The 25,281-nt window shown below is 68.8% G+C and carries 20 protein-coding genes; 6 read left to right on the plus strand and 14 right to left on the minus strand.

The window, feature by feature from the left end; translation table 11 throughout:
• Complete coding sequence (locus tag ACLIVD_RS36055; RefSeq protein WP_491931631.1) at window positions 1–696, minus strand: FadR/GntR family transcriptional regulator; 696 nt, start codon at window positions 694–696, stop codon at window positions 1–3.
• Between the two features lie 79 nt (window positions 697–775).
• Between ACLIVD_RS36055 and ACLIVD_RS36060 the strand changes: the two genes are divergently transcribed.
• From ACLIVD_RS36060 to ACLIVD_RS36070, 3 genes are read left to right on the plus strand one after another with little or no spacing between them, the layout of a single operon-like run.
• Window positions 776–1,531, plus strand: a complete 756-nt coding sequence (locus ACLIVD_RS36060; RefSeq protein ID WP_477953072.1) for a (Fe-S)-binding protein — start codon at window positions 776–778, stop codon at window positions 1,529–1,531.
• Complete coding sequence (locus ACLIVD_RS36065) at window positions 1,528–3,009, plus strand: LutB/LldF family L-lactate oxidation iron-sulfur protein (RefSeq protein ID WP_491931632.1); 1,482 nt, start codon at window positions 1,528–1,530, stop codon at window positions 3,007–3,009. The genes ACLIVD_RS36060 and ACLIVD_RS36065 overlap by 4 nt, the downstream gene beginning before the upstream one ends.
• Window positions 3,006–3,617, plus strand: a complete 612-nt coding sequence (locus ACLIVD_RS36070) for a LutC/YkgG family protein (protein WP_491931633.1) — start codon at window positions 3,006–3,008, stop codon at window positions 3,615–3,617. Before ACLIVD_RS36065 ends, ACLIVD_RS36070 begins: the two co-directional genes overlap by 4 nt.
• 43 nt (window positions 3,618–3,660) lie before the next feature.
• Here the strand turns inward: ACLIVD_RS36070 and ACLIVD_RS36075 are convergent, their stop codons facing one another.
• Window positions 3,661–4,482 (minus strand): alpha/beta hydrolase, encoded by an 822-nt coding sequence (locus tag ACLIVD_RS36075; RefSeq protein WP_491931634.1) that lies wholly within the window; start codon window positions 4,480–4,482, stop codon window positions 3,661–3,663.
• Window positions 4,479–5,495, minus strand: a complete 1,017-nt coding sequence (locus tag ACLIVD_RS36080) for a PHP domain-containing protein (RefSeq protein WP_491931635.1) — start codon at window positions 5,493–5,495, stop codon at window positions 4,479–4,481. Before ACLIVD_RS36080 ends, ACLIVD_RS36075 begins: the two co-directional genes overlap by 4 nt.
• Before the next feature lie 157 nt (window positions 5,496–5,652).
• Here ACLIVD_RS36080 and ACLIVD_RS36085 point away from each other — a divergent pair, with 157 nt between their 5' ends.
• Window positions 5,653–7,722, plus strand: a complete 2,070-nt coding sequence (locus ACLIVD_RS36085) for a PhoX family protein (protein WP_283352237.1) — start codon at window positions 5,653–5,655, stop codon at window positions 7,720–7,722.
• Between the two features lie 42 nt (window positions 7,723–7,764).
• Here the strand turns inward: ACLIVD_RS36085 and ACLIVD_RS36090 are convergent, their stop codons facing one another.
• The 9 genes from ACLIVD_RS36090 to ACLIVD_RS36130 all read right to left on the minus strand — a co-directional run bounded on the left by ACLIVD_RS36090 (window position 7,765) and on the right by ACLIVD_RS36130 (window position 20,920).
• Window positions 7,765–8,577 carry an NmrA family NAD(P)-binding protein gene (locus ACLIVD_RS36090; protein WP_283352238.1) on the minus strand — a complete coding sequence of 271 codons (813 nt, stop codon included), beginning with the start codon at window positions 8,575–8,577 and terminating at the stop codon, window positions 7,765–7,767.
• Window positions 8,578–8,581: 4 nt separating this feature from the next.
• On the minus strand, window positions 8,582–10,531 hold the full coding sequence (locus ACLIVD_RS36095) for a hydantoinase B/oxoprolinase family protein (protein ID WP_283352239.1): 1,950 nt from the start codon (window positions 10,529–10,531) through the stop codon (window positions 8,582–8,584).
• Window positions 10,528–12,630 (minus strand): hydantoinase/oxoprolinase family protein, encoded by a 2,103-nt coding sequence (locus ACLIVD_RS36100; protein ID WP_283352240.1) that lies wholly within the window; start codon window positions 12,628–12,630, stop codon window positions 10,528–10,530. The genes ACLIVD_RS36095 and ACLIVD_RS36100 overlap by 4 nt, the downstream gene beginning before the upstream one ends.
• A gap of 181 nt (window positions 12,631–12,811) precedes the next feature.
• A complete protein-coding gene (locus ACLIVD_RS36105; protein ID WP_283352241.1) occupies window positions 12,812–13,468 on the minus strand; it encodes an SRPBCC family protein in 657 nt (218 codons plus the stop codon).
• On the minus strand, window positions 13,465–15,963 hold the full coding sequence (gene cutA, locus ACLIVD_RS36110) for an aerobic carbon-monoxide dehydrogenase large subunit (RefSeq protein WP_283352242.1): 2,499 nt from the start codon (window positions 15,961–15,963) through the stop codon (window positions 13,465–13,467). Before cutA ends, ACLIVD_RS36105 begins: the two co-directional genes overlap by 4 nt.
• On the minus strand, window positions 15,960–16,634 hold the full coding sequence (locus tag ACLIVD_RS36115) for a (2Fe-2S)-binding protein (RefSeq protein WP_283352243.1): 675 nt from the start codon (window positions 16,632–16,634) through the stop codon (window positions 15,960–15,962). The genes cutA and ACLIVD_RS36115 overlap by 4 nt, the downstream gene beginning before the upstream one ends.
• 2 nt (window positions 16,635–16,636) lie before the next feature.
• The gene (locus tag ACLIVD_RS36120; protein WP_280779292.1) at window positions 16,637–17,548 is read right to left on the minus strand and encodes an FAD binding domain-containing protein; all 912 of its coding nucleotides are present in this window, start codon (window positions 17,546–17,548) and stop codon (window positions 16,637–16,639) included.
• Between the two features lie 76 nt (window positions 17,549–17,624).
• A complete protein-coding gene (locus ACLIVD_RS36125) occupies window positions 17,625–19,052 on the minus strand; it encodes a uracil-xanthine permease family protein (protein ID WP_283333327.1) in 1,428 nt (475 codons plus the stop codon).
• Between the two features lie 164 nt (window positions 19,053–19,216).
• On the minus strand, window positions 19,217–20,920 hold the full coding sequence (locus tag ACLIVD_RS36130; RefSeq protein WP_283333328.1) for a PucR family transcriptional regulator: 1,704 nt from the start codon (window positions 20,918–20,920) through the stop codon (window positions 19,217–19,219).
• A 301-nt stretch (window positions 20,921–21,221) separates the two neighbouring features.
• Between ACLIVD_RS36130 and ACLIVD_RS36135 the strand changes: the two genes are divergently transcribed.
• The gene (locus tag ACLIVD_RS36135) at window positions 21,222–22,061 is read left to right on the plus strand and encodes an NmrA/HSCARG family protein (RefSeq protein ID WP_432422363.1); all 840 of its coding nucleotides are present in this window, start codon (window positions 21,222–21,224) and stop codon (window positions 22,059–22,061) included.
• Between the two features lie 18 nt (window positions 22,062–22,079).
• Here the strand turns inward: ACLIVD_RS36135 and ACLIVD_RS36140 are convergent, their stop codons facing one another.
• Window positions 22,080–22,652 (minus strand): hypothetical protein, encoded by a 573-nt coding sequence (locus ACLIVD_RS36140; protein WP_283333329.1) that lies wholly within the window; start codon window positions 22,650–22,652, stop codon window positions 22,080–22,082.
• Between the two features lie 135 nt (window positions 22,653–22,787).
• Window positions 22,788–23,906 carry an XdhC family protein gene (locus ACLIVD_RS36145; protein WP_283333330.1) on the minus strand — a complete coding sequence of 373 codons (1,119 nt, stop codon included), beginning with the start codon at window positions 23,904–23,906 and terminating at the stop codon, window positions 22,788–22,790.
• A gap of 183 nt (window positions 23,907–24,089) precedes the next feature.
• Here ACLIVD_RS36145 and ACLIVD_RS36150 point away from each other — a divergent pair, with 183 nt between their 5' ends.
• A complete protein-coding gene (locus ACLIVD_RS36150; RefSeq protein ID WP_283333331.1) occupies window positions 24,090–25,277 on the plus strand; it encodes a CaiB/BaiF CoA transferase family protein in 1,188 nt (395 codons plus the stop codon).
• Window positions 25,278–25,281 lie beyond the last annotated feature (4 nt).

Genomic DNA, 25,281 nt, shown 5'->3' on the forward strand with positions numbered 1-25,281 from the left:
TCACCCACGCACGGGCGCGAAGCGTCCGTAGAAGCCCTCGATGTGCTCCCGCACCAGGCCGGCGGCCTCGGCGCCGTGTCCGCCGCGGAGGGCGGCGACGATGCCGCGGTGCTCGCAGCGGAGGTGGGTCGCGACCGCAGGCCAGTCGTCGAGGAGCGGAACGGCCTGCATGACGTAGCCGTGAATGGAGTCGCGGAGCGAGACCATCATCGCCTCGACGAGGACGTTGCCCGCGAGTCCGGCCATCGCGACGTGCAGGTCGGCGTCGAGCCGGTGGAACGCCTCGGGTGAGAGGTCCTCGTCGTCCATCGCGTCGAGCAGTGTGTCGATGGTCGAGAAGTCGAGGTCGGGGGCCTTTCCGGCGGCTTCCTGCACCGCCCACGACTCGAGCAGTGTGCGCGTCTGGACGACGTCGTGGATGGGCAGCGTGCGCGTCGCCATGTGCAGTCGGATGGCCGCGCCGATGGACGCGGCCGGGTCGGCGGCCACGATCGCGCCTGCGTCCGGTCCGGACCCGACGGCCGTGCGGACGATGCCCATGGCCTCGAGCACGCGTATGGCCTCGCGGACGGACGAGCGTCCGACCCCCAGTTCCTCCGCGAGTGCGCGCTCGGCGGGCAGACGACCGCCGACGGTGAGTTTGCCTGCCGCCAGATCCTGCTCGATGCGATGCAGGACGACCTCGTGTGTGCGCACGACGAAAGTTTACCTGGTGTGGTCTGACCACAGTGCGCTACTGTGGTCAGACCACAGCCCAGCCCGGTTGGAGTACCCGATGAGAATCGCCCTGTTCGCCACGTGCCTGGCGGATGCCCTGTTCCCCGAATCCGCCACCTCGACGGTCCGCCTGCTCGAGCGGCTCGGCCACGAGGTCGTGTTCCCACCGAAGCAGACGTGCTGCGGGCAGATGCACGTCAACACCGGCTACCAGGCCGAAGCGCTGCCACTCGTCCGTCACCACGTGGAGGCGTTCGAGAGCGGACCGTCCTGGGACGTCGCGGTGGCGCCGTCCGGTTCCTGCGTCGGATCCGTCCGGCACCAGCACGCGATGGTCGCCCGCCGGTACGGCGACGAATCGCTCGCGACGCGCGCCGAGGAGGTCGCGTCCCGGACGTACGAACTGTCGGAACTGCTCGTCGACGTCCTCGGCGTCACCGACGTCGGCGCCTACTACCCCCACCGGGTGACGTACCACCCGACATGCCACTCGCTGCGGATGCTGCGCGTCGCGGACAAGCCGCTGCAACTGCTGCGCGCGGTGCGCGGGATGACGCTGATCGAACTGCCCGCCGCCGAATCCTGTTGCGGTTTCGGCGGAACGTTCGCGCTGAAGAACTCCGAGACGTCGACCGCGATGCTCGCCGACAAGATGGGCAACGTCCTGAGCACGGGCGCCGAGGTGTGCAGCGCCGGCGACTCGTCCTGCCTGATGCACATCGGCGGCGGACTGTCCCGGCTGCGCAGCGGGGTCCGCACCGTCCATCTCGCCGAGATCCTGGCGAGCACCGAGAAGATCGGGAGCAACGCATGACCACGTTCCTCGGCTCGCCCACCTTCCATGCGGGCACCGGAAATATCCGGGGCACAGAATCTTTCCCCGACGCGGCGCGGAAATCGCTCGCCGACACCCAGCTGCGCGCCAACCTCGGCGCGGCCACCACCACCATCCGCAACAAGCGCATCGCCGCGGTCGCCGAGGTCGACGACTGGGAGGAACTGCGCCGGGCGGGCAGCGCCCTGAAGGCGGACGTGATGGCGCGGCTCCCCGAACTGCTCGTGCAGTTCGAGGAGAACGTCACCGCCCGCGGCGGCACCGTCCACTGGGCGCGCGATTCGGAGGAGGCGAACCGGATCATCACCGACCTCGTGCGGGCCACCGGCTCCGACGAGGTCGTGAAGGTCAAGTCGATGGCCACCCAGGAGACGGGCCTCAACGAGCATCTCGAAGAGAACGGGATCGCGGCGATCGAAACCGACCTCGCCGAACTCATCGTCCAACTCGGCGAGGACAAGCCGAGCCACATCCTCGTTCCCGCCATCCACCGCAACCGCGCCGAGATCCGCGAGATCTTCCTGAAATCGATGCCGGGCATCGACAAGGACATCACCGACGATCCACGGGCACTCGCGATGGCCGCGCGGGCACACCTTAGGCGGAAGTTCCTCTCCGCGAAGGTGGCGATCAGCGGCGCGAACTTCGGGGTCGCGGAAACCGGGACCCTTGCGGTGGTGGAGTCGGAGGGCAACGGGCGGATGTGCCTCACCCTCCCCGACACCCTCATCACCCTCATGGGCATCGAGAAACTGGTCCCGACGTTCACCGACCTGGAGGTGTTCATGCAACTGCTGCCGCGGTCGTCCACCGCCGAGCGGATGAACCCGTACACCTCCATGTGGACCGGGGTGCATCCCGGCGACGGCCCGCAGAACTTCCACGTCGTCCTCCTCGACAACGGTCGCACCAACGTCCTCGCGGACGAGGTCGGGCGTTCGGCGCTCCACTGCATCCGCTGCAGCGCCTGCCTGAACGTGTGTCCCGTCTACGAGCGGGCGGGCGGTCACGCGTACGGGTCCGTGTATCCGGGCCCGATCGGCGCGATCCTCAGCCCGCAACTCACCGGGACCACCGGTCACGACGACCCGAACGCCTCGCTGCCGTTCGCCTCGACGCTGTGCGGCGCCTGCTTCGATGCCTGCCCGGTGCGCATCGACATCCCCAGCATCCTGGTGCACCTGCGTGCGGAACAGGTCGACTCCGAGCGGCACGGACTTCCGGGCGGCCTGGACCTCGCGATGAAGGCCGCGGGCTTCGTGATGGGGTCGGAGAAGCGGTTCGCCGCCGCCGAGACGGCGTCCAAGATCGGCCGGGTGCTGGGCGGCAAGAAGGGACGCATCACGTCGCTGCCGTACCCGGGGTCGAGGTGGACCGCGAGCCGCGACCTCCCCGCCCCGCCGAAGGAGACCTTCCGACAATGGTGGGCCCGCACTCACGAGGACACGACACGATGACCGCACGCGAAGAGATCCTGACCCGGATCCGGTCGGCGCTCGCCGAAGCGCCCGCCCCCGAACCCGTTCCCCGCGACTACCACCGGCAGCCCGCGTCGGGCCCCGGGGACGTCGAGTTCTTCGCCCACACCGTCGACGACTACCGCGCGCAGGTCCACCGCGCCGACGAGAACACGGTCGCCGAGGTCGTCACCGGGCTGATCGCGGAGGGCGCGCGCGCCGTCGTCCCGCCGGACCTGCCGCTGTCGTGGCGGCCGCGACGTGACGTCGTCGTCGACGGGGCACCCGCCGAACTGTCGACGCTCGAACTCGACGCGCTCGACGTCGTCGTCACCGGCTGCACCCTCGGGATCGCCGCCACCGGGACGATCGTGCTCGACGGCGGCGCCGGCCAGGGGCGGCGGGCACTGACCCTGGTCCCGGATCACCACATCTGCATCGTGCGCACCGATCAGATCGTCGACACCGTGCCGCAGGCCTTCCAGACCCTCGACGCGACCAAACCGCTGACGTTCATCAGCGGTCCCAGCGCCACCAGCGACATCGAACTCAACCGCGTCGAGGGCGTCCACGGTCCGCGGACGCTGGACGTCGTCATAGTGCGCTGACGCGCCCGTGCGCCCTTTTGGTAGTCCCGGGTACCAAAAAGGCTCACGGGGCGCGGAGCGCCCTCGCGGCCAGATCGGCGGTGGCGCGGACGATCTCCGCGCCACCGAACATCACGTCGTCGTTGTGCCCCGCCCCTTGCAGCACGACGGTTTCCACCGGGCCGAGCGCCGCATCGGCCACGCGAGCGCTCTGCTCCGGCGGGACGACGATGTCGGCGGTGCCGTAGACGACGGTGGTGGGCACACCGATGCGTGCGACGTACTCCGCGACGGGGAATCGGTCGCGCAGCAACAGCTTGACCGGCAGGAACGGGTAGTGCGCTGCGCCGACGGCGGCGAGGTCGACGAACGGCGACCGGAGCAGCAGGCCCGCAGGCGGATGCTCGGTGGCGAGTTCGGTGACGACGCCGGTGCCGAGGCTTTCCCCGAAGTAGAGCAGCCGCTCCGGCGGCACGCGACGTTCGTCGACGAGGTGTCGGCGGGCCGCCCGGACGTCGAGTGCCAGCCCGTCCTCGCCGGGGTGGCCGGGGTTGCCGCCGTACCCGCGGTAGTCGAAGAGCAGTGTGGCGAAACCGGCGGCGGCGAGGTCGGACGCCAGCAGCGCCCGGTCGGCCCTGTTGCCGGCGTTCCCGGCGGCCACGAGGACGGTCATGCGCGGGTCCCCGCTCGCGGGTGGGACGTACCAGGCACCGAGTTCGAGGCCGTCCGAGGTGGTCAGCGTGACGTCCTCGGCCCCGGCGATCAGTCGGTCGGCAGGCGGCACCGGGGAGTTGTCGGGGTAATAGATCAGTCGTCGCTGCAATACCCACACGGCGGCGACCAGCAGAGCCACGACGACGAGCGCGACGATGCCGACGCGGATCATTGCCGGATCGGTGTTCCGGCCCACTCCAGCAACTCGGCGACGGGCAGGGTGTTGATCACGTCCGACGGCTCGACTCCGCGTTCGGCGGCGCGCTCGCAGGCGTACCCCTGCCAGGCGAGCTGACCGGTGGTGTGCGCGTCGGTGTCGATGGAGAACTTGCACCCGCTGTTCAGTGCGAGGTCGATCAGGCGTCCCGGCGGGTCTCGGCGCTCGGGGCGGGCGTTGATCTCGACCGCGGTGCCGTACTCGCGGCACGCCTCGAACACCCGTTCCGCGTCGAATTTCGATTCGGGCCGCGGCCCCCGCGCACCCTCGACGAGCCGGCCGGTGCAGTGCCCGAGGACGTCGACGTGCGGGGACTTCACGGCCTGCAGCATCCGCTTGGTCGTCGTCGCCCGGTCGGTGTCCAGGTGCGAGTGCACGCTGGCCACCACGATGTCCAGGTCGGCGAGCAGGTCGTCGTCCTGGTCGAGGGAGCCGTCGACGAGGATGTCGACCTCGATGCCGGTCAGCACGCGGAACGGCGCGAGTTCCGCGTTCAGTTCGGCGACGACGCTCAGCTGGGAGAGCAGTTGCTCCGACGACATTCCGTTCGCGACCGTCAGCCGCGGCGAGTGATCGGTGATCGCGCAGTACTCGTGGCCCAGGGCGGCGGCGCGGCGCATCATCTCCCGGATCGGGCACCGGCCGTCCGACCAGTCGGAATGGGTGTGCAGGTCGCCGCGGAGCGCGTCGAGCAGTTCGGTCCCGCCGAGTCCGATCGGTTCGGCCGCATTGCGCAGGTACGTCAGGTACAGCGGCACCGACGCGGCACACTCACGGATGATCGCGGCAGCCTCGGACCCGATGTCGGGTGGCGACACCCAGCCGCGCTCCTCCAGGTCGGCCAGCGCGTCCTCGTCCGCGTACGTCAGCACGTCGGCCGCCCGCCGGAATGCGGCGATCCTCGGTGCCTCGTCACGCGAGCGCTCGAGCCAGAACGCAATTTCCCGCAGCGCTTCGACGGGGTCCATCTTTCAATGGTGCACGGCTGCCGGGCTGCTGGCTAGGAGCAATTTCTGCCAGAACTTAGGCTCCCCTCGTTGTCCGCACGTTCATACAAATGTTCCCTTCGTCTCGCTTACGACTTCTACGGTGCCGGAGTTGTCCACATTCGAATCGGGAGCCACGGTGAGCTTGAAACCCCTCGCACTGTTCGTCAATCACGACGGAGTGTCCTCGCGCGCGTCCGTCACTTGTCAGTACAAGTGCGGAAACGCGTGCTCCCACGACGTGCCCAACACCTCGCACGGCGAGTATTTCCGTGACATCGCCCGCACCGCCCTGTCGCGGCGCGGGATGCTGCGCGGCACGGGGATGGCCGTCCTCGCCGTCGGCGCGGGCAGCGCGCTGGTGGCCTGCTCGGACGACTCCGGCAGCGGAAGCGTCTCCGGCACGGGCGGTTCGGACGGTTCCGCGCCCACCGGAACGAACTTCGACGCCGTCGCCCCCAACACCGAGGACGCCCTCGTCGTCCCCGCCGGGTACGAGCAGGCCGTGGTGATCCGCTGGGGCGACCCGGTGCTGCCCGGGGCTCCCGCGTTCGACTTCGACAACCAGACCGCCCAGGCGCAGGCGCAGCAGTTCGGGTTCAACAACGACTTCGCCGGACTCCTGCCGGTCGAGGGTCAGCCGAACACCTTCCTGCTGGTGGTCAACCACGAGTACACCACCGAGCCGTTCATGTTCACGGGCTACGACGCCGAAAACCCGTCACCGGAGCAGTTCCAGACCGCGCTCGCCGCCCACGGGCTGTCCGTGGTGCAGGTGAAGGGCGAATCCGCCTCCGGCGCGCTCACTCCCGAGTTCGGACCGTACAACCGGCGCATCACGGCGACGACGGAATTCGTCGTCACCGGTCCCGCCGCGGGCAGCGACTTCCTGAAGACGTCCGCGGACCCGACGGGCACGAAGGTGCTCGGCACGCTGAACAACTGTTCGGGTGGCGTGACACCGTGGGGCACGGTGCTGTCGGGGGAGGAGAACTTCAACCAGTACTTCGCGAACGCCGAACTGGTCACCGACCCCGCCGTCGCCGCACGGCTGAAGCGGTACGGCGTGGAAGGTGCTGCCTCCGAGCGTAAGTGGGAACGGTTCGACAAGCGTTTCGACCTCATCCAGGAGCCGAACGAGGTCAACCGCTTCGGCTACGTCGTCGAGGTCGACCCGTGGGACGCGACGTCCGCACCCGTCAAGCACACGGCACTGGGCCGGTTCAAGCACGAGGCCGCCACCATCCACGTCACCGACGACGGCACCGTCGTGGCGTACAGCGGCGACGACGAGCGCTTCGACTACATGTACAAGTTCGTCTCCAGCCGCAAGGTGATGGAGGGCAGGAGTCAGGCCGCGTTGCGCCACAACATGACGCTGCTCGACGCGGGCACCCTGTACGTCGCGAAGTTCAGCGGCAACTCGGCGGACGAGATCGACGGGTCGGGCACGCTGCCGGCGAGCGGCACGTTCGACGGCACCGGGGAGTGGATCCCGCTGCTGCGCACCGGCGAGGACGGCCGGGGTGAGTCGCTCGTCGACGGCATGAGCGCCGAAGAGGTGGCGGTGTTCACCCGTCAGGCCGGCGACAAGGTCGGTGCCACCAAGATGGACCGTCCCGAGGATTTCGAACCCAGCCCGACGACCGGCAAGGTGTACGTGGCGCTGACCAACAACACCAAGCGCGGCGTCGACGGCGGCGCGGCGGCCGACGAGGCCAACCCGCGGAACAACAACAAGAACGGCCAGGTCCTCGAACTCACCGACGACCACGCCGGCACCGCGTTCACGTGGAACCTGCTGCTCGTCTGCGGCGACCCGACGGAGGCCGACACGTACTTCGGCGGCTTCGACAAGGAGAGCGTCAGCCCGATCTCCTGCCCCGACAACCTGGCGTTCGATCCGCACGGCAACCTGTGGATCTCCACCGACGGCAACGCGCTGAAGTCCAACGACGGCCTGTTCAGCGTCGTCCTCGAGGGCCCGAACCGCGGGGAGACCAAGCAGTTCCTCACCGTGCCCAAGGGCGCCGAGACCTGCGGTCCGATCGTCGGCGACGAGCGGGTCACGGTGTGCGTGCAGCACCCGGGTGAACTGGACGACGCGAGCGCCGACAACCCGGCGTCGCACTGGCCCGACGGCGGCGACGCGCAGCCGCGTCCCGCCGTCGTGGCGGTGTGGAAGTCGGGCGGCCGGATCGGCGTCTGACCCCATGTGAGTGGCAAAGTGTGCCCCAGCACGCTTTGCCACTCACCTGGCGGGGGTGGGCGGGCGCCCGAGCAGCGACTCGAACAGCGCGCCGCCCGCGAGGAACCCGTACCGGTCGTAGAACTCGAACATCGCGGACAACCGGGCGCGACCGTCGTCCGTCAGGTTCCGCCCGTGCCGCGACATCCACTCGTCGACGGACACCTGCTTCACCGACACCGGGCCACCCGCCCGGTCGCACAGGTCCCGCACGCTGAGGGCTTCCGGGCCGCCGAGTTCGTAGGTGGCGCCGTGGTGGATGTCCGGGCCCTCGGCGAGGACGCGCGCCGCGACCTCGGCGACGTCCGCGAGTGCGACGAACGAGAACGCCGCGTCGGGACTGTAGGGCAGTTCGACGGTCGTCGCCGTGCCCGCCAGCACAGCCCCGAAATTCTCGGCGTAGGCGCACGGCTGCAGGACGGTCCACCGGAGCCCGCCGAACGTCCGGAGCGCGTCCTCGCACCGCGCCTTGTCGACGTGGTGGGGCATGAGCGGGGTGTACGGCCAGGCCACGGAGTGGTAGACGAGATGCTCGACGCCCACCGACGCTGCGGCGCGCATCGCGTTCCGCAGCAGCGCCGGCTCGTCGGGGTGCACGTTGGGGGCGATGAAGTACACGCCCCGGCAACCCGACAGCGCCTCTTCGAGTCCTGCACCCGTTTCGAGGTCGACGGCGAAGTCGCCGGGACGCCGGGCGGTGTGCACCACCCGGCGTACGTCGGCGAGTCCCTCGAGCGCCGCCACGACGGCGGCTCCGGTCTTCCCCGCGGCGCCGATGACGGCGATCTCGGCGCCGCGGGAGAGTGACTCGGTCATCGGATCACCGATCGATGAAGTCGAACTCGGCGAACTTCGCACCGCCGGACAGGCGTTCGTAGCCGGGACCGCGGTCGAAGAAGGGCTCGTCGAGGCCGCGGTCCGCGCGCATCTGCTCGCGCAGCGCGTCCGTGGCGTCGACGTCCGCGACCGGTTCCCCGGTCGACGAGGCCAGCACGACACCGTAGTCGACGCGTGCACCCTGCGCGGACACCTTGCCCCACAGCACGTCCCGGACGACCTCCTCGATCGGACGGTCGACCGGGTCGCCCCAGCCGCCGCCACCGGTGGTGCGGATGCGCACCACTTCGCCGGCCTTGATCGGTTCGGCGTCGGTCAGCGCGTCGAACTCGCGCTCGTTCGGGCCGCCCGGGTCGAGGACCACCGAGAACGGTCGTCCGGCCTTGCCGCCCTTGACTCCCCAGCAGGAGAGGATCGACCGGTCGGCGATGGACATGAAGTTCGCGTCCTTGAGCATCCGGATGTGCTTCTCGTAGCCGAGGCCGCCGCGGTAGCGTCCGGCGCCGCCGGAGTCCTTCGCCAGACCGAGCTTCTCGACGATGAACGGGAACCGGCTCTCGGTGAATTCGGTCGGCAGGTTCCGCGAGTCGGGGACGACGTGGATGGTGTCCTCCCCGTCCGCGTAGTGCCTGCCGCCGGACCCGCCGCCGAGCACCTCCCGCATCAGGTACGAGTGCCCGTCGAAGTCCTCGCCGTACACCCCCGTGTAGCGGATGGTCTCCTGGTCGGCGGGCATGTTCCCGTCGACGGCCTTCGCGACGACGCCGGCGAGCACGCCGAGCAGCCGCAGGATCACGAACGTCCGGGCGTTGGTGGGCGCCGGGAAGATCGGGGTGATCAGCGTGCCCTTCTCCGGGAACTTCATCTCGATCAACGGCACGACACCCTCGTTGACGTCGAGTTCCGCCATCCGCTCGGGACTGTCGGCGAGGTTGCGCAGGATCGGCGCGAGCCACTTGATGAGGAAGTTGCCGTCGGCGTAGTCACCGCAGTGGTTGATGGGACCCTTGGCCTGCGGGCCGGTGCCGTTGAAGTCGAGGATGAGGCGTTCGCCGCCCTCGTCCTCGGGGCCGGTCTTGGTGAGCGTGATCCGCTGCCGGTGCAGCATGGGCTCGTCGACGCCGTCGTGTTCGGCGTAGTCCTCCCACGTGTATTCGCCCTTGGGAATCTTGCTGAGGATTTCCCGCCGGTACGTCTCGGTGGTCGCGTCCATCATCGCGTCGAAGCAGGCCTCGACGGTGTCGCAGCCGTACCGCTCGAACAGCTCGGTGAGGCGACGGGCGCCCATGAGGCAGGCGGAGCACTCGGCGTCGAGGTCGGCGGCCAGCGCGTCGGGCATCCGCGAGTTGCGGGTCATGATGCGCAGTGCGGCCTCGTTGGGCACCCCCTGATCCCACAGCTTGATCGGCGGGACCATCAGGCCCTCCTCGTACACCGTGGTCGCGCCGGACGGCATCGATCCCGGGCAGCAGCCGCCGATGTCGTCGTGGTGACCGAACGCCTGCACGAACGCGACGACGGACGGTTCCTCCTCGCCCGGTCGGGTGGCGAACACCGGGACGGTGACGCAGAGGTCGGGGAGGTGGCCGATGCCGCCTTCGGACAGGTAGACGTCGTTGTGGAAGTAGACGTCGCCGGGCTTCATCGTGTCGAGCGGGAAGTCCCGCGCCACCGGATGCACCAGCGCCGAATACGAACGGCCCGTGAGCTTCCGGAGGTTGCGGTCGTGGATGCCGGCCCGGAAGTCGTGCGCGTCGCGGATCATCGGGGAGCGGGAGGTCCGCGAGATCGACGTCTCGACCTCCATCTCGACGCTGGCGAGGTAGCCGGCGACGATCTCCACCAGCACCGGGTCGGGCGTCGTGCCGTCGACCGGGGTCAGCCGGTAGGGCTTGACCGCTTGCACTGCAACGGGTTCGGTGGTGACGGTCATCGGTTCGCTCCGTTCGAGTCGGCGATCTTGGTGATGCGGATGTTTCCGAAGGTGTCGATCCTTGCCCGGAAACCGGGGTGCACGGGGATGGTCGAGCTGAATTCCTCGATCACCGCCGGACCCTCGAGGACGTCGCCGGCGCCGAGCCGGGCCCGGTCGTAGACCTGGGTGGTGACCCACTCGTCGAAGTACGCCGGACGGGTGCCGGTCACGGCGGATTCGGCTCCGGTCCCCGCCGCGATCTCGTTGAGCGTCGGGCGCTTGATCGGGCCGATGCCGCTGACGCGCAGGTTCACCCACTCGACGTGCTGGTGGGGGTCGCCGCGGAAGTCGTAGCCGTACAGCTCCTGGTGCGCCTGGTGGAACCTGTCCGCGGCGTCGTCCATCAACTCCTGCGTGACGGGACCTTCACCGACGGGCACCCGCACCTCGAACGCCTGGCCGAGGTAGCGCAGGTCGGCCGAGCGCGCGTACTTGCGCTCCGCCTCGCCGAAGCCCTCGTCGGCGAGTGCACGTTCCGCCTCGGCGGCGAGCGCGTCCAGCCCCGACTGCAGTTCCTCGATCTTCAGGCGGTCGTGCCTGCAGACGTGGGTCTGCACGTAGTCGTTGCGGACGTCGACCGTGAGCAGCCCGAATGCGGACACGTTGCCCGGGTTCAGCGGGACGAGGACGTCCTTGAGACCGAGGATGTCGACCAGCCGGCAGGCGAGCAGCGAACCGGATCCGCCGAACGTGACCAGGGTGAAGTCGCGGACGTCGAGGCCGCGCTTGACCGTGATCTGCCGCAGCGCGTTGGCCTGGTTCCACGCCGACACCTCGAGGATGCCGGTGGCGCACGCCTCGAAGTCGAGCTTCAGCTGGTGGGCGAGCTGCTCGACGCCCTTGCGGGCCAGTTCGGTGTCGAGGGGGATCTCGCCGCCGAGCAGGTGGGGTGGGATGCGGCCGAGCAGCACGTGGGCGTCGGTGATCGTCGGCTCGCTGCCGCCCTTGCCGTAGCAGAGCGGGCCGGGGTCGGCGCCCGCCGACTGCGGTCCGACGCGGAGCGTGCCCTCGGGGGTCTGCCAGGCGATGGAGCCGCCGCCGGCGCCGACGGTGACGACGTCGATCATCGGGATCTTCGACGGGTACGCCCCCACCCGCCCCTCGGTGGTGAGCGCGGGCTCACCGCGGACCACGACGGTGACGTCGGTCGACGTTCCGCCGCCGTCGCACGTGAGGACCTGCTCCACACCCGCGACACTCGCGATGAGCGCCGCGCCGAGTGCGCCGGCCGCCGGGCCGGACAGCACCGTCGTGATCGGCTGGTGCACGACCTCCTTGGCGGAGAGCACGCCGCCGTTCGACTTCATCACGTAGAACGGGATGTCGCGGGCCTCGCCCTCGTCGGAGGAGAACTCGCGCAGCCGGTTCGCGATGTTGTTCACGTAGTTGCGGATGTTCGGCTTCACGGCCGCGTCGACCAGCGTGGTGATGGACCGCTCGTATTCGCGGTACTCGCGCAGCACCTGGCTGGAGATGCTCACCGTGGCCTCGGGGTATTCCTCGAGCAGAAGATCCCGGACGCGGTTCTCGTGGCTCGGGTCGGCGTAGGAGTGCATGAGGCACACGCCGATGGTGCGGATGCCGCGCTCGGCGAAGAAGCAGGCGGCCTCGCGGACGTCGTCCTCGACGAGGGGACGGATCTCGCTGCCGTCGAACGCGAGCCGGCCGCCGATGGTGCGGACGCGGTCGGCGGGGACGATGCGGTCGGGCTTGACCCAGAAGTAGGAGTTGCCGTAGCCGTCGGGGACGGACTGGCGGGCGATCTCGAGGACGTGCTCGTAACCCTCGGTGGTGATGAACCCGAGGTTCTCGACCTTGCCTTCGAGGAGCTTGTTGGTGGCGACGGTGGTGCCGTGGCTGACGGCGCCGATCGCGTCGCCGGTCTCGCCGAGCTTGGCGAGCACCTTCTCGATTCCGGTGAGGAATCCCTGCGCCGGGTCGGCAGGCGTCGAGGGTGTCTTGGTGGTGACGACGGCTCCGGACTCCTCGTCCACAGCCACGACGTCGGTGAATGTTCCGCCGGTGTCGATACCGACCCGAATCTTTCTGGATTCCACGATTCCTCCTGGGCTCGTCTCTGTAAGGCAATTGCACCGCTTCCGCCGCCCGGTTTCTTTGTCACATATCGCCGAACTCACCGGTCCTCGTTCGGCGCTGCCCGTGCCCGGATGGCCCGGACAGACGACAGCACCCCGAACCGGACGGTTCGGGGTGCTGTGTGACGAGGTGTTCGCGGCGCTACTTCGCGCAGGTGCCCCGCACGAGGATGCCACCGGCGAGAACACCGGCGAGGGCGATGCCGGCGCCGAGCGCGGCCGACGCGAGAACGGTTGCCGTGGAGGTGCCCTCGGGCACCCGCACCCGCGCGGCGGCTGCCGCGGGAACCGGGGCCACCCCCGCGACACCGGGGACCGCCGGAACCTCGCCCGGCGCCGCGGCCACCTCGGCCGCCGGAATGCCGTTGGCGATCACGCCGTCGATGCCCTTGAAGAACACCCCGGCCATCTTCTTCGCGACGCCGGTGATCATCCGCTGCCCGACGCCGCCGACCATGCCGCCGACGACGGCGTCCGCGTCGTAGCTGAGCAGGGTGCCGCCGTCGCGTTCCTCGAGCCGCACCGTCACGTCGGCCTTGACGGTGCCGGGGGCGCCCGCACCCGATGCCGTCATCACGAACGACTCGGGCCGATTCTGCTGCGACAGAATCACTTCGCCGTCATAGGTACCCTTGATGGACGCGACACCCGCCGTGATGGACAACTTGTAATGGTTGTCGCTGAGCTGCTCGAGGGACTGCACCCCGGGGATGGTCGCCGCGAGGACCCGTCCGTCCTGCAGGTTGTCGTACACGGCCTCCGGTGGGGCCGTCAGTAGGGCGGTGCCGGCGATTCTCATTCGTTCTCCTTGCTCTGTGACGACGCGTGTGCGAGGCGAAGCTCGAACAACTCTGAAGGGGATATCGGCATGGAGGTGATCGGGATGCCTTCCGCGTCCTCGATCGCAGCCGCGATGACGGCGGACGTCGGGATCACGCCCGCCTCGCCTGCGCCCTTCATCCCGAGGGGATTGAGACCGGACGGGGTGACGGTGTGGTCCATCTCGAGCGAGTCGGGCATCTCGGTGACGAACGGCATCAGGAAATCCATGTACGACGCGTTGAGCATCTGGCCGTGCTCGTCGTAGACGATCTTCTCGTACAGCGCGCCGCCGACACCCTGCGCGACAGCGCCCATGACCTGGCCCTCGACGATCCGCGGGTTGATGACGTTGCCGCAGTCGTGGATCACGGCGTACCGCCGCACGTGGATCTCCGCCGTCACCGGATCGGTTTCGACGATCGCCGCGTGCACACCGGACGCGAACGTCGACGTCGGGGGCGAGTAGTAGCCGGTGGCCTCGAGCCCGGGTTGCTCGCCCTCCCGGACCGGCGGAATCGTCATGTCGGTGTCGGCTTTCGCGAATCCGGTGGCCTGCCTCGACGCGTCGTCGAACGCGTAGCGCAGCGGATTCGACAGCACCGCGACCACACCCAGCGAGATGGACGTGCCCTCGGCGCCGGGCAGCGTGCCGATCTTGCACACGTGCCCACCGCGAAGTTCCAGTTCGGCGGGATCGAGGTTCAGCGCCTCACCGGCGATCGTGCGGGCCTTCTCGGCCACCATCTGCGCCGCCACGTGGAACGCCGATCCGGACATCACGGCGCCGCGGGACGCGAACGTGCCGACGGCGTAGCCGAATCGACGGGTGTCGCCGGTGACGATCTCCACGTCGGTGACCGGCACGCCGAGGTCGTCCGCGACGATCTGCGCGAACGCCGTCTGGTGGCCCTGCCCCTGGGTGGTCAGACCCGTTGCGGCCTTGACCTTCCCGGACGTCTCGACGAGGACGTGGGCGCCCTCGTACGGGCCGGGCCCGGTGCCTTCCACGTAGGCGCCGATCCCGATGCCCACTGCCCGGCCTTCGGCTTTCGCCTGCTTCTTGTAGTCGGCGAACCCGTCCCAGTCGATGAGTGTCTTGAGCTTGTCGATCCCGGCCTGGTAGTCGCCGGTGTCGTAGATCAGCGGGCGGCCGTCCTGGAACGTGAGGTGGAAGTCGTACGGCATTTCCTCGGGACGGATGAAGTTGTGCTCGCGGACCTCGATGACGTCCTTGCCGAGATACTTCGCGATCGCGTCCATCGCCCGTTCCATCGCGAACACGGCCTGCGGTCGGCCGGCGCCGCGGTAGGGCGTGACGATGACCGTGTTCGTGTACAGCGAGTACGCGTCCACCCGGAAAGATTTCGGCTTGTACGGCCCGAGCACCTGCGTCGACGTGTTCAGCATGACGATGATGCCGTACGGCAGGTAGGCGCCGTTGTCGTGCCAGAACGTGAAATCGAACGCGAGGAGGGTGCCGTCGTCGTCGAATCCGACCGTCACCTCCTGGATCTGGCCGCGCTCGTGCGCGCTCGACACGAAGTGCTCGCGCCGGTCCTCGACCCATTTGACCTCGCTCGAGATGCCCGCCGTCCCGAGCCGCCGCGCGGCCCAGGTGACCATGACCTCCTCCGGCCACGGGTGGACGATCTTGACGCCGAAACCACCGCCGACGTCGGGTGCGATGCAGTGGACCTTGTTGTGCGCCATCTTCAGTCGTGCCGCGATCGCCGCGCGGGCCGACGTGGACGTCTGCGTGGACGTCCAGAACGTGAGCGCCTGCTCGTCGGTGTCCCAGCGCGCGTAGACGCCCTTGCCCTCCATCGGCATCGACGCCGACCGCTCGATCTCGAGGTTCAGGGTCAGCCGGTGCGGTGCGTTCGCCAGTTCCGCGTCCACGTCGCCGAATCCGTGCTGCAGGTGCGCCGCGACGTTGTCGGGGACGTCCGCGTGCACCGCGTTGTCCGCCTGCCGCGCCACGTCGATGCCCACGACCGGTGGGAGCATCTCGTACGTGACGTCGATCTTGGCGCACGCGTCCTCGGCGATGTACCGGTTGTCGGCGACGACCATCGCGATCGCCTCGCCGACGTGGTTGACCTCGTCCTTGGCGAGCGGATACCCGTTGCGCGGGGCGGTGATCGCCGGATGCGGGATCAGGAGGGGGAGGTTCTCCGCCATCTCCGGGGAGTCGTCCACGAGGTCGTCGTACGTGTAGATCGCGTGCACACCAGGCAGATCGAGTGCGGCATCGATGTCGATCCCCGTGATGCGGGCATGCGCGTGCGGTGACCGGACGAACGCGGCGATGAGCGCGTTGTGCCCCAGATCGTCGAGGTAGCGGCCGTTGCCGGACAGGAGCCGGGCATCCTCCGTGCGGGGAATCGGCTTGCCGAACAACTTCTCCGACGCGGCGGGCGCGTCGGCGTCCGTGGTGGGCGCGGGCTCGGTGCGGGGTTTTGTGACGCTCATGCTCGCCCTGCCCTTCCAGCGACCGGGTTGGTCGTGCCGCGGACCTTCGGATCGAGTGAGGCCCGCGACGACTCGTCGTCCTCGCCGAGCGGGAACTCGCCCGAACGCTCGCGCTTGATCTCCGCGGCACGCAGCACGGCCGCCCTGATGTTCTGGTATCCGGTGCACCGGCAGAGGTTGCCCGCGATCGCGTCGGTGGCCTCCTCGCGGGTGGGTGAATCGTTCTCCTCGAGGAACGCGGCGATGGTGGTCACGAAGCCGGGAGTGCAGAATCCGCACTGCAGACCGTGGCAGTCGATGAACGCCTGCTGCACCGGATGCAGGGTGCCGTCGGGTTCGACGAGACCCTCGACGGTGGTGACCTCCCGGCCCTCGAGGCTCGCCGCAAGCACCAGGCACGACCGCACGGGCTTGCCGTCGAGCAGCACGGTGCATGCGCCGCAGACCCCGTGCTCGCAGCCGACGTGTGTCCCCGTCTGGCGTAGATGGTGCCGGATCGCGTCGGACGCGAGCGTGCGCGACGGCAGCACCACCGTCTGCGTCACCGCGTTGAGCGTGAACGTCACCGCGACGTGCTGTTCGCCCGTCTCCTCCTGCAGTTCGGCGAGTTGCTCGTCGATGCTGCGCTGACGCGGGCGGCCTTCGCCGCCACGATGCATTGCCTTTGCCATGGTCACCTTCCTCCCGCCGACGCGTGCACGGCGGCACCGTCGAGTACTGCATCCTGCGCGGCCGCGAACCCGACCCGGGCGGTCAGCGCCGCCACCAACTGCGACCGGTACCGCGCCGTGGCGTGGATGTCGGGCTCGGTGTCGATCCGCTCCCGCGCGAACTCGGACAGATTCCGCCACAACGGGTCCCGGTCGTCCGTCGCGGACGCACCCCGCAGCACGTCCGTGTAGTCGACGACCTCACCGAGTTCGCCGGCCGACACGTACGTCATCCGGGCCTCCGAAACCGCACCGCGTTCGACCCGCACCTGCGCCGCGACCCCGACGAGTGCGTAGTCGCCGTGCCTGCGGGCGATCTCGTCGATCGCCGTCCCGACACCGGGTTCGGCGGCCGGGACGGTGACGCTCGTGGCGATCTCGTCCGCCTCGAGCGTCGTTTCGAGCGGCCCGGCGAACAGGTCGGTCGAGCGGATCTCCCGGACCCCTCGCACCGAACGCACGGTGACCGAGCCGCCGAGCAGCGCCAGCACGGCCGGCATCTCGGCGGACGGGTCGGCGTGGACGATCGAGCCGACCGTCGTGCCGCGGTTGCGGATGGTCGGGTGTGCGACGAGACGCAGTCCGCGGCCGATCAGCGGTTGCACCTGGGCGGCGCCGCGGTCGGCTTCGAGCACCGAGTGGGTGGTCAGTGCGTCGAACGTGACACCGAGCTCGCGTGACGACGACACCGCGTCCAGCCGGGGGATCGATCCGATGTCGACGAGGTGCGCCGGCGCGGCCAGCCGCATGGAGAGCAACGGGATCAGCGACTGCCCGCCCGCGAGCACTTTTCCCTCGTGAGCCACGTCCGCGAGGATCTGACAGGCCTCGTCGATCGACCGAGGTCGGTGATAAGTCAGTGGCGACGGTTTCATTCCTCAGATCCTGCCCGTATCGTGCGCTCGACGTTTCGTGAACTAGTGACAAAACTCACGTCCCACCGATGGCAGATCACGTGAGCTGACCGACCCGATCCGGGGCCGTTCCGTCGTCCGCGGTGGGCTTCGGGGTGTGACCGCCTGCCCCCGCGTCGTCGGCGTCCTTCGGGGCGATGACGCGGCACAGGTGGTACATCCCGATCACCACGATCGTGCCGAGTGCGATGCCGCTCAGGGAGAAGCTGTCCGTGAACGTCAGCTCCGTGTCACCGATCGCGATGATGAGGCCGGCGGCGATGGGCATCAGGTTGAGCGGGTTGCCGAAGTCGACGCCGTTCTCCTTCCAGATCTTCGCGCCGAGCAGGCCGATGATCCCGTAGAGCACCACCGTGATTCCGCCGAGCACACCGCCGGGGGTCGCGGAGATGACGGCACCGAACTTGGGGGAGAAACCCAGCAGCATCGCGATGACGCCTGCCGCGGCGTACGCGGCCGTCGAATACACCTTCGTCGCGGCCATGACGCCGATGTTCTCGGCGTACGTCGTCGTGGGGGATCCGCCGACGCTGGTCGCGATGGTGGTGGCCAGGCCGTCGCCGATCAGGGCGCGTCCCATCATCGGGTCGAGGTCGGTCTTGGTGATCTCGGCGACGGCCTTGACGTGTCCGGCGTTCTCCGCGATCAGGGCGATCACACCGGGCAGCACGAGGACGATGAACGTGAGACTGAACGACGGCGCGTGGATGCCGACGATGCCGTTCGCCTCGTCCGAGAACGGCGGGAGCCCGATCCACGACGCCGAGGAGACGCCGTCCCAGTTGACACGGAAGTGCTCGGTGACTCCGCCGGCCACCGGGTCGTACGACGTGATCATGCCGGTCGTCAGGTCCAGCACCCACGACAGCACGTATCCGAAAAGCAGCGTCAGGAAGATCGCGACCCGCCCGAGGAATCCGCGGAGCGCGACGCTCGCCACCACCAGCACGACCATCACCGTCAACGCGACCCACTGGTCCTGCGGCCAGTACGTTCCGGCGACGACCGGGGCCAGGTTGAACCCGATCAGCATGACGACGGCACCGGTGACCACGGGCGGCAGGATCTTGAACACCACCCCGCCGCCGAGGAAGTGGATCAGCACGCCGATCCCGGCGAGCACGAGACCCGACACCAGGATCGCCCCGGTCACCTGCGCCGAGGTGCCGCCCTGGGCGCGGATGGCGGCGATGCCGCCGACGAACGCGGCCGACGTCCCCAGGTAACTGGGAATCCGGCCCTTGACGACCAGCAGGAAGAAGAGGGTGCAGAATCCCGACAACATCACGGCCAGTTGAGGATTGAGACCCATGATGATCGGGAAGACGAACGTGGCCCCGAACATCGAGACCACGTGCTGCCCGCCGAGCCCGATCGTGCGACCCCAGCTGAGCCGTTCGCTCGGGGCGACGACCTCCCCGGGCGCGATGGTCTTGCCATCTCCGTGCAGTGTCCAGATAGGCATAGGGGGACCTTTCAGACAGGTGACGGTGCAGGGGTGCCGACGGCCAGCTTCGATGATGTGCCGCATGTCACATTTGCACCTCGATAGGAGGGCAACGTTATTACAGCGTCAGCCACCCGGCGTGAGAAGAATCTGCCAGTGCGTGCCCGGCGAAATTGGCAACTTTAGGAATTGATGCCGCGCATCGCCATGATCTTGAGGGCGAGCGACAGGTCGAGGCGCAATTCGGGGTGATCGGTGAACGACCCGAGCATCTTCTCCAGCTTCACCACCCGGTACCGCAGGGTGTTGTAGTGAAAGTGCAGTTGACGTGCGGTTTCGGCGATGTTGATGTTGGTGGCGAGCAGCACCTCGAGGGTGCGCCGCATGTCCTGCGCCTCGGGTGTGTCCGCCGTCAGCTCACGCAGGGTCTCCTGCGCGAACGACTCGAGTTCGCGGTCGTCCTCGACGAGGCTCAGCAGCCGGTAGACACCGAGGTCGTCGAAATGCGTCACGGCCCAGGCGCCGGTGATCTGCCGTCCCACCTTCAGCGCGGTCCGGGCCTGGCCGTAGAGGGCCGGGATGCCGTCGACCGAGTCCGTCGGCCGGGACACTCCCACCCCGAAGGGTCTGCGCCCACCGCCGCCGTCGCCGCGCACGTACGCGACGAGTTCGTGGACGAGGTTCATCGTGTCGGTGCCGACCCCCATCAGGATCACCGTCTCCGTCGCCAGCGCGGTGACCGCGGCACCCGTGTCACGGCCCGCGACGGCACTCGTGAATGCCCGCGCCTGTCGCTCGACGAGCGGCATCCGGGTGGGCATCGACGGCTCGTCCTCACCGACCGGATCGGGTTCGATCACCACGACGACCACGGGACGGTCCAGGTCCCAGCCGAACGTCTTGGCGTGCGCGACGACGTGCTCGTGTTCGCCGCCGCGGCCGAGCAGCAGGTCCCGCACGAAGTTCGCGCGGTGCTTCTCCTCCACCGAGGACACGACCAGTTCGCGGGCGACCACCAGGGCGCACACCGCCGCCGCCTGCTCGACGAGATACAGGTCTTCGCTGCGCAGCGGGTGTCCGGTGCTGAAGTGCACCAGCCGCCCGTGATCGATGCCGTTGGCCGAAATCGCTGAGACGGCGATGAACTCGTCGCCCAGCCGGTGCAGGCCCAGCCCGCCCTCCGTCGAATCGGTGCGGACCCGCCCGGTGGAGTCGAGCGCCGCACTCGACGCCAGCCGGTTCAGCTCGGACTCGTCCCCGGCCCGGCACAACTGACGTCCGTCGGGTGTCGTGATCAGCACGGCCCCGCCCAGTTCACCGTGGACGGCGTCGGCGAGTTCGGCGAACCCTCCGCCGGCCATCACGACGTCGACGAGCACTCTCCGCAGCCGGTCCGCCTCGAACACGGCGTCGACCTGCCGGGCCGACAACTCCGCGAGCGCAGCCGCCAGCGGGTGTGTCTGCGAGTACAGGTCCGCGACCACGACGAGAGGAAGCCCGAGTTCGTCGGCCGCATCGGACATCTCGGCCGGCAACGTCGCGGTGGGGTCGTCGAGCCGGACGGCGAGCCCGGAGACGCCCCGCCTGTCGAGTCGGGCGAGAAACGCGTCGATCGGCTCGACCAGCCGGCCGAGAACCGCGGACGTGGTGAGCAGCAACTGCCCGGTGCGGAGCCACGGTCCGATGTCCGGCACCGCCATCACGGCGACGTTCGACACCTCACGCGAGGTGCCGGTCTCGCCGGCGACGAGGGTCGGGGAGACGAGGAGATCGGACACCAGCACGTCGGCGAACGGTTGCGGCGCAACGTCCCGACCAGGCCCGTCGCCGGTGTCGGCGGCTGCGCGGAACCCGGGAGCGGAACTACCGACATCCCTCGCCGTCACTGCAACACCCTGCTCACCTGATCCGATACTCGCCCCGAATGGCGCGAAAGTGTGACCTTAAGTCGAAACCGAATAACCGTCAAACGACGGTCACGCGGCGCACTCGGATGCGTACGAAACCTATGTACACGAAGGGCAACTCGTGGATCGGCATCGGGCGCGCGCCTACCGCACAGCCGGGCAGGTCGCGTGCTTTCCCGCTGGACCCGATCATAACCATCGTCGCACCGACCAGGGCAGACGTCACGGTGAGCGGCCGGAGCCTGCGAGTAGGCTGGCGCGGTCGAGAAGGAGAGATCTTGTGCCCATGAGTGAGCCGTATGCGGTCGTCGGAGCAACGGGTGGTCAAGGAGGCGCCGTCGTCGACGCGCTCCTCGAACGAGGACGTGAGGTACGAGCGCTGGTCCGTCGAAGCTCTTCGCGCTCAGACGCGTTGCGCCTGCGAGGCGTCGACATTGCCGTGGCTGATATCACCGATCGGGCGGCGATCGCGTCTGCCGTCGAGGGGTGCGCGGGCGTGTTCGCCATGACAACGCCTTTCGAGGACGGCCCGGAGGCGGAAATCGCTCAGGGTGCCGCGCTTGTCGGCGCGTTCAGTGATTCCGGTGTTCCCCACGTGGTGTTTTCTTCGGTGGCCGACGCGGACAAGAGCACCGGGGTCCCACATTTCGACACGAAGGCTGCTACCGAGTCGCTGCTGCGAGACTCCTCGGTCTCGTACACGATCGTCGGGCCGACCTACTTCTATGACAACCTGCTCGGTGGCCTCGACAGCATCCGCCGAGGCCGGCTCGATCTGCCTCTGCCGGTCGACACCCCGCTGCAGCAGTTGTCGCGCCGGGACCTCGGTCGGTTCGTCGCCCTCGTGTTCGACGACCCGGACCGCTTTGCCCGGACACGAATCGACCTGGCGTCGGACGATCCGACGCCACGTCGGATGGCCGAAGTGCTCGGCGAGGTACTGGGCACGCCGGTTCATGCCCATGCGTCCGACGCGGACGCCATCGCATCGCCGGACATGCGCGCGATGTTCCGCTTCCTTACCGACACCGGATACGACGCGAATATCGGCGAACTGCGCCGGCTCTACCCCGAGGTGGGGTGGCAGAGCTTCGACGATTGGGCAGCCGAGTTGGCGTGACCGCGTGATCTCCGCAGATTAGTGGCGTTTGCCGGTCGGGGTTGTCCGGGTGCCCGGTGGTGGGGTGTCGGCCCGGGCGAGTTCGGCTACGCGGTCGGCCAGCTCACCGGTCAGTGTCGTGTCGGGTTCGGTGCTCGCGGCGTCCGCAAGCCGGGTTATGACGGTGGTGGTCGCCGGGTCGGCGGTGTCGGCTACGTCGTCGAGGTTCTCGGCGAGCGAATCGGTGTCGAGTTGATGGGCCGCCTTCTCGTTCAGCTCGGCGTTCCCTACGGTCGCGGACCGAGAGGCGGTCTCGACCTCGGCGGCAGCGATATCCGAGGCGCCGGGATCGTCATCGGTGTCGGGGGCGGTGCCGGCGACCAGGGTGATGCGGGGTGGGGCGTCGGCGCCACGATGGGCACGGTCCTGGTGACCCAGAACGCTGCCGACGGCGCAATCGAGCAGGCCGAGGCCGCCCCGGTACAGCCGTCGGGCCGGTGCTGCGGGTGCCAGGTGTGCGATGACCTGTTCGTCGATCAGGTGAAGGGGGTAGCGCACGATCGTGTACTGCGCGCGCAGTACGGCCAGGGGAAGTGCGGTGATGATGTTCATGAGGCCTCTGTATCGGGTGAAAGGAAGGACTGGGTGCCGCCGCAGGGGTTCCATACCGGCGCGGGAGACGCCCCTTCCACCGCCTTGACATCCCGCGTCGTCGCTCCACGTCCGGTTACCCGAAACTGCGTCCGATTACCCACGCCGTGATGCGACTGGTGGCCCGCCGGCTACGCACTCCTGGACTTCGACATCACGGTGAATCGAACCGCTCAGCTGCTGGAGCTCGAGCCCGGTGGTGCCCCGGGTCGTCTTCATCATCTCGGCGAGGATCGACACCGCGGTCTCCTCGGGAGTACGCGCGCCAAGGTCTAGGCCGATCGGGGAGTGCAGCCGTGCCAGCTCCGCCGCGGTCGTCCCCTGTTCCCGCAGCAGCGCGACCCGGCGCTCGTGCGTGGCCCGGCTGCCCATCGCGCCGATGTACGCGGCGTCCGATCGCAGGGCCAGGCCCAGCAGTGGGATGTCGAATTTCTCGTCGTGGGTGAGCACCGCGAGGACCGTTCGGTGGTCGACCGGCGCGGTCTCGAGGAAGCGGTGCGGCCACATCACGACGACGTCGTCGGCGTCCGGGAACCGGGCGCGCGTCGCGAACACGGCGCGGGCGTCGATCACCGTGACGTGGTAGCCGGCGAACGCGCCCAACGTGCACATGGCCGCCGCGAAGTCGATGGCCCCGAAGATGTACATCCGCGGCGGGGGCGCGAAGATCTCGACCATGCATACCGTCTCGGACCGCAGCTGATACACCCGCGACTCACCGGCGTCGAGGCGACGGCGGACATTATCGACATCGGTCTCGGGCAGGTCGAGGTCGCCCGCGGCCCCGTCCCCGGTGATCACGCAGCGCCGGGTCCGTGCTCCGTCGCCGGTCTCCGTCACGACGGCGATCGGCTCACCGCCGCGGATCCTGCGCGCCACGTCCGCGAAGTCCGGGAAGTCGTTGTGCCCGATACGCTGAACGAACACCTCGATGGTGCCGCCGCACGTCAGACCGACACCGATCGCGTCGTCGTCCGCCACGCAGAACACCTCGGTCCGGCTGCGCCCGTCGGCCAGCACGTCCCGCGCCGTCTCGTACAGCGCGCTCTCGACACACCCACCGGACACACTTCCGAGCACCTCACCGGATTCCGACACGGCCATCGCCGCGCCCGGTGCCCGCGGAGACGACTTCCAGGTGCGCACCACCGTGGCGAGGACGAAGTTCTCGCCGCGATCGAACCACGCTTGCAGGCCCGTCAGGATGTCGCGCATCGCCTCGTACTCCTCGGGTGCTTCGTCGGGACCCTCACGCTAACCGGCGGCGACCGGCCGTCGCGGCACACAATGCGCCGAAATCCCCAGCGGCCGCTTGTGCATTCTCGCCATCGCTATCGATCGGCGGGTCCGCAATTCTCGGACGGTCCCCCTTCCTTCACAGAGAACCGAGGATCCACCATGAACCAGTTGCTCAGCGGGATCCGGGTCCTCGACCTCACGCGGGCCCTCGCCGGTCCGCTGTGCACGGCACTGCTGTCCGATTTCGGCGCCGACATCATCAAGGTCGAGACCCGTTCCGGTGGCGACAGTTCCCGGCAGTGGCCGCCGTTCGACGGCAGCGACAGCCTGTACTTCGCCTCCGTCAACCGCGGCAAACGGTCCGTCGCGCTCGACATGCGCAGCGAGCAGGGTCGGAAACTGCTGCGCCGCATGGCCGTCGACGTGGACGTCATCGTCGAGAACTTCCGACCCGGCGTCCTCGCGGACATGGGACTCGATCAGGAGTCGCTCGCCGAGGACAATCCCGGAGTGATCGTCATGAGTGTCAGTGGTTTCGGCCCGACCGGACCCGAGCAGTTCTCCCCGGGACTCGATCAGGTGGCGCAGGGCATGTCGGGCCTGATGTCGGTGACCGGCGCGGGCGACCACACGCCGATGCGCGTCGGCATCCCGATCATTGATACGGTGTCCGGTATCTATGCGGCGCTGGGCATCACGGCGGCACTCGTGTCGCGGGGCCGTGACGGCGCCGGCCATCACGTGCAGACGTCGCTGCTCGAATCGGCCCTGTCGATCATGTCGTTCCAGGCGCAGAACTATCTGAGCACCGGACGCGTCGCGGAGCCGAACGGCAACACGCACCCGACGATCACGCCGTACGGCACGTTCGACACGGCCGATTTCCCCATCATCATCGCGACCGGCTCGGATCGGCACTGGGAGTCGCTGTGCCAGGTTCTCGGGGATCCCGAACTCGCCGACCGGCCCGAATACCGCACCGGCCAGTCGCGACTCGCGCACCGCGATCGGCTCACCAAGGAACTCCTCGAACTGCTGTCCGTGCGGCCGGCCGCCGAATGGGTGACGGCGATTCGCGCGGCGGGCATCCCGTGCGGTCCCGTCCACACGATCGATCAGGCCTTCGCCGACCCGCAGGTGCAGGCGCTGAAGATGGTGCAGCCGGTGGCCACACCGAACGGCGGTGAAGTGCCGCTGGTCCGTGGTCCGTTCTGGGTGGACGACGAGACCCTGCCCATCCGGAATGCGCCGCCGATGGTGCTGGGACAGGACACGGCCGAGGTGCTCGGTGAATTCGGGCTGAGCGACGAAGACATCGAGGGCCTGCGGCGAGACCGGGTGATCTGACACC

The sequence above is a fragment of the Rhodococcus sp. G6(2025) genome (genome assembly GCF_058628105.1).

Excerpts from the sequence above, each read along its gene's own strand:
- ACLIVD_RS36150 (WP_283333331.1), top strand. The coding sequence starts at position 24,090 with ATGAACCAGTTGCTCAGCGGGATCCGGGTCCTCGACCTCACGCGGGCC.
- ACLIVD_RS36080 (WP_491931635.1), bottom strand. The coding sequence starts at position 5,495 with ATGGACCCCGTCGAAGCGCTGCGGGAAATTGCGTTCTGGCTCGAGCGC.
- ACLIVD_RS36120 (WP_280779292.1), bottom strand. The coding sequence starts at position 17,548 with ATGAAACCGTCGCCACTGACTTATCACCGACCTCGGTCGATCGACGAG.
- ACLIVD_RS36125 (WP_283333327.1), bottom strand. The coding sequence starts at position 19,052 with ATGCCTATCTGGACACTGCACGGAGATGGCAAGACCATCGCGCCCGGG.
- ACLIVD_RS36060 (WP_477953072.1), top strand. The coding sequence starts at position 776 with ATGAGAATCGCCCTGTTCGCCACGTGCCTGGCGGATGCCCTGTTCCCC.
- ACLIVD_RS36090 (WP_283352238.1), bottom strand. The coding sequence starts at position 8,577 with ATGACCGAGTCACTCTCCCGCGGCGCCGAGATCGCCGTCATCGGCGCC.
- ACLIVD_RS36140 (WP_283333329.1), bottom strand. The coding sequence starts at position 22,652 with ATGAACATCATCACCGCACTTCCCCTGGCCGTACTGCGCGCGCAGTAC.
- ACLIVD_RS36095 (WP_283352239.1), bottom strand. The coding sequence starts at position 10,531 with ATGACCGTCACCACCGAACCCGTTGCAGTGCAAGCGGTCAAGCCCTAC.
- ACLIVD_RS36145 (WP_283333330.1), bottom strand. The coding sequence starts at position 23,906 with ATGCGCGACATCCTGACGGGCCTGCAAGCGTGGTTCGATCGCGGCGAG.
- cutA (WP_283352242.1), bottom strand. The coding sequence starts at position 15,963 with ATGAGCGTCACAAAACCCCGCACCGAGCCCGCGCCCACCACGGACGCC.
- ACLIVD_RS36070 (WP_491931633.1), top strand. The coding sequence starts at position 3,006 with ATGACCGCACGCGAAGAGATCCTGACCCGGATCCGGTCGGCGCTCGCC.
- ACLIVD_RS36115 (WP_283352243.1), bottom strand. The coding sequence starts at position 16,634 with ATGGCAAAGGCAATGCATCGTGGCGGCGAAGGCCGCCCGCGTCAGCGC.
- ACLIVD_RS36065 (WP_491931632.1), top strand. The coding sequence starts at position 1,528 with ATGACCACGTTCCTCGGCTCGCCCACCTTCCATGCGGGCACCGGAAAT.
- ACLIVD_RS36075 (WP_491931634.1), bottom strand. The coding sequence starts at position 4,482 with ATGATCCGCGTCGGCATCGTCGCGCTCGTCGTCGTGGCTCTGCTGGTC.
- ACLIVD_RS36105 (WP_283352241.1), bottom strand. The coding sequence starts at position 13,468 with ATGAGAATCGCCGGCACCGCCCTACTGACGGCCCCACCGGAGGCCGTG.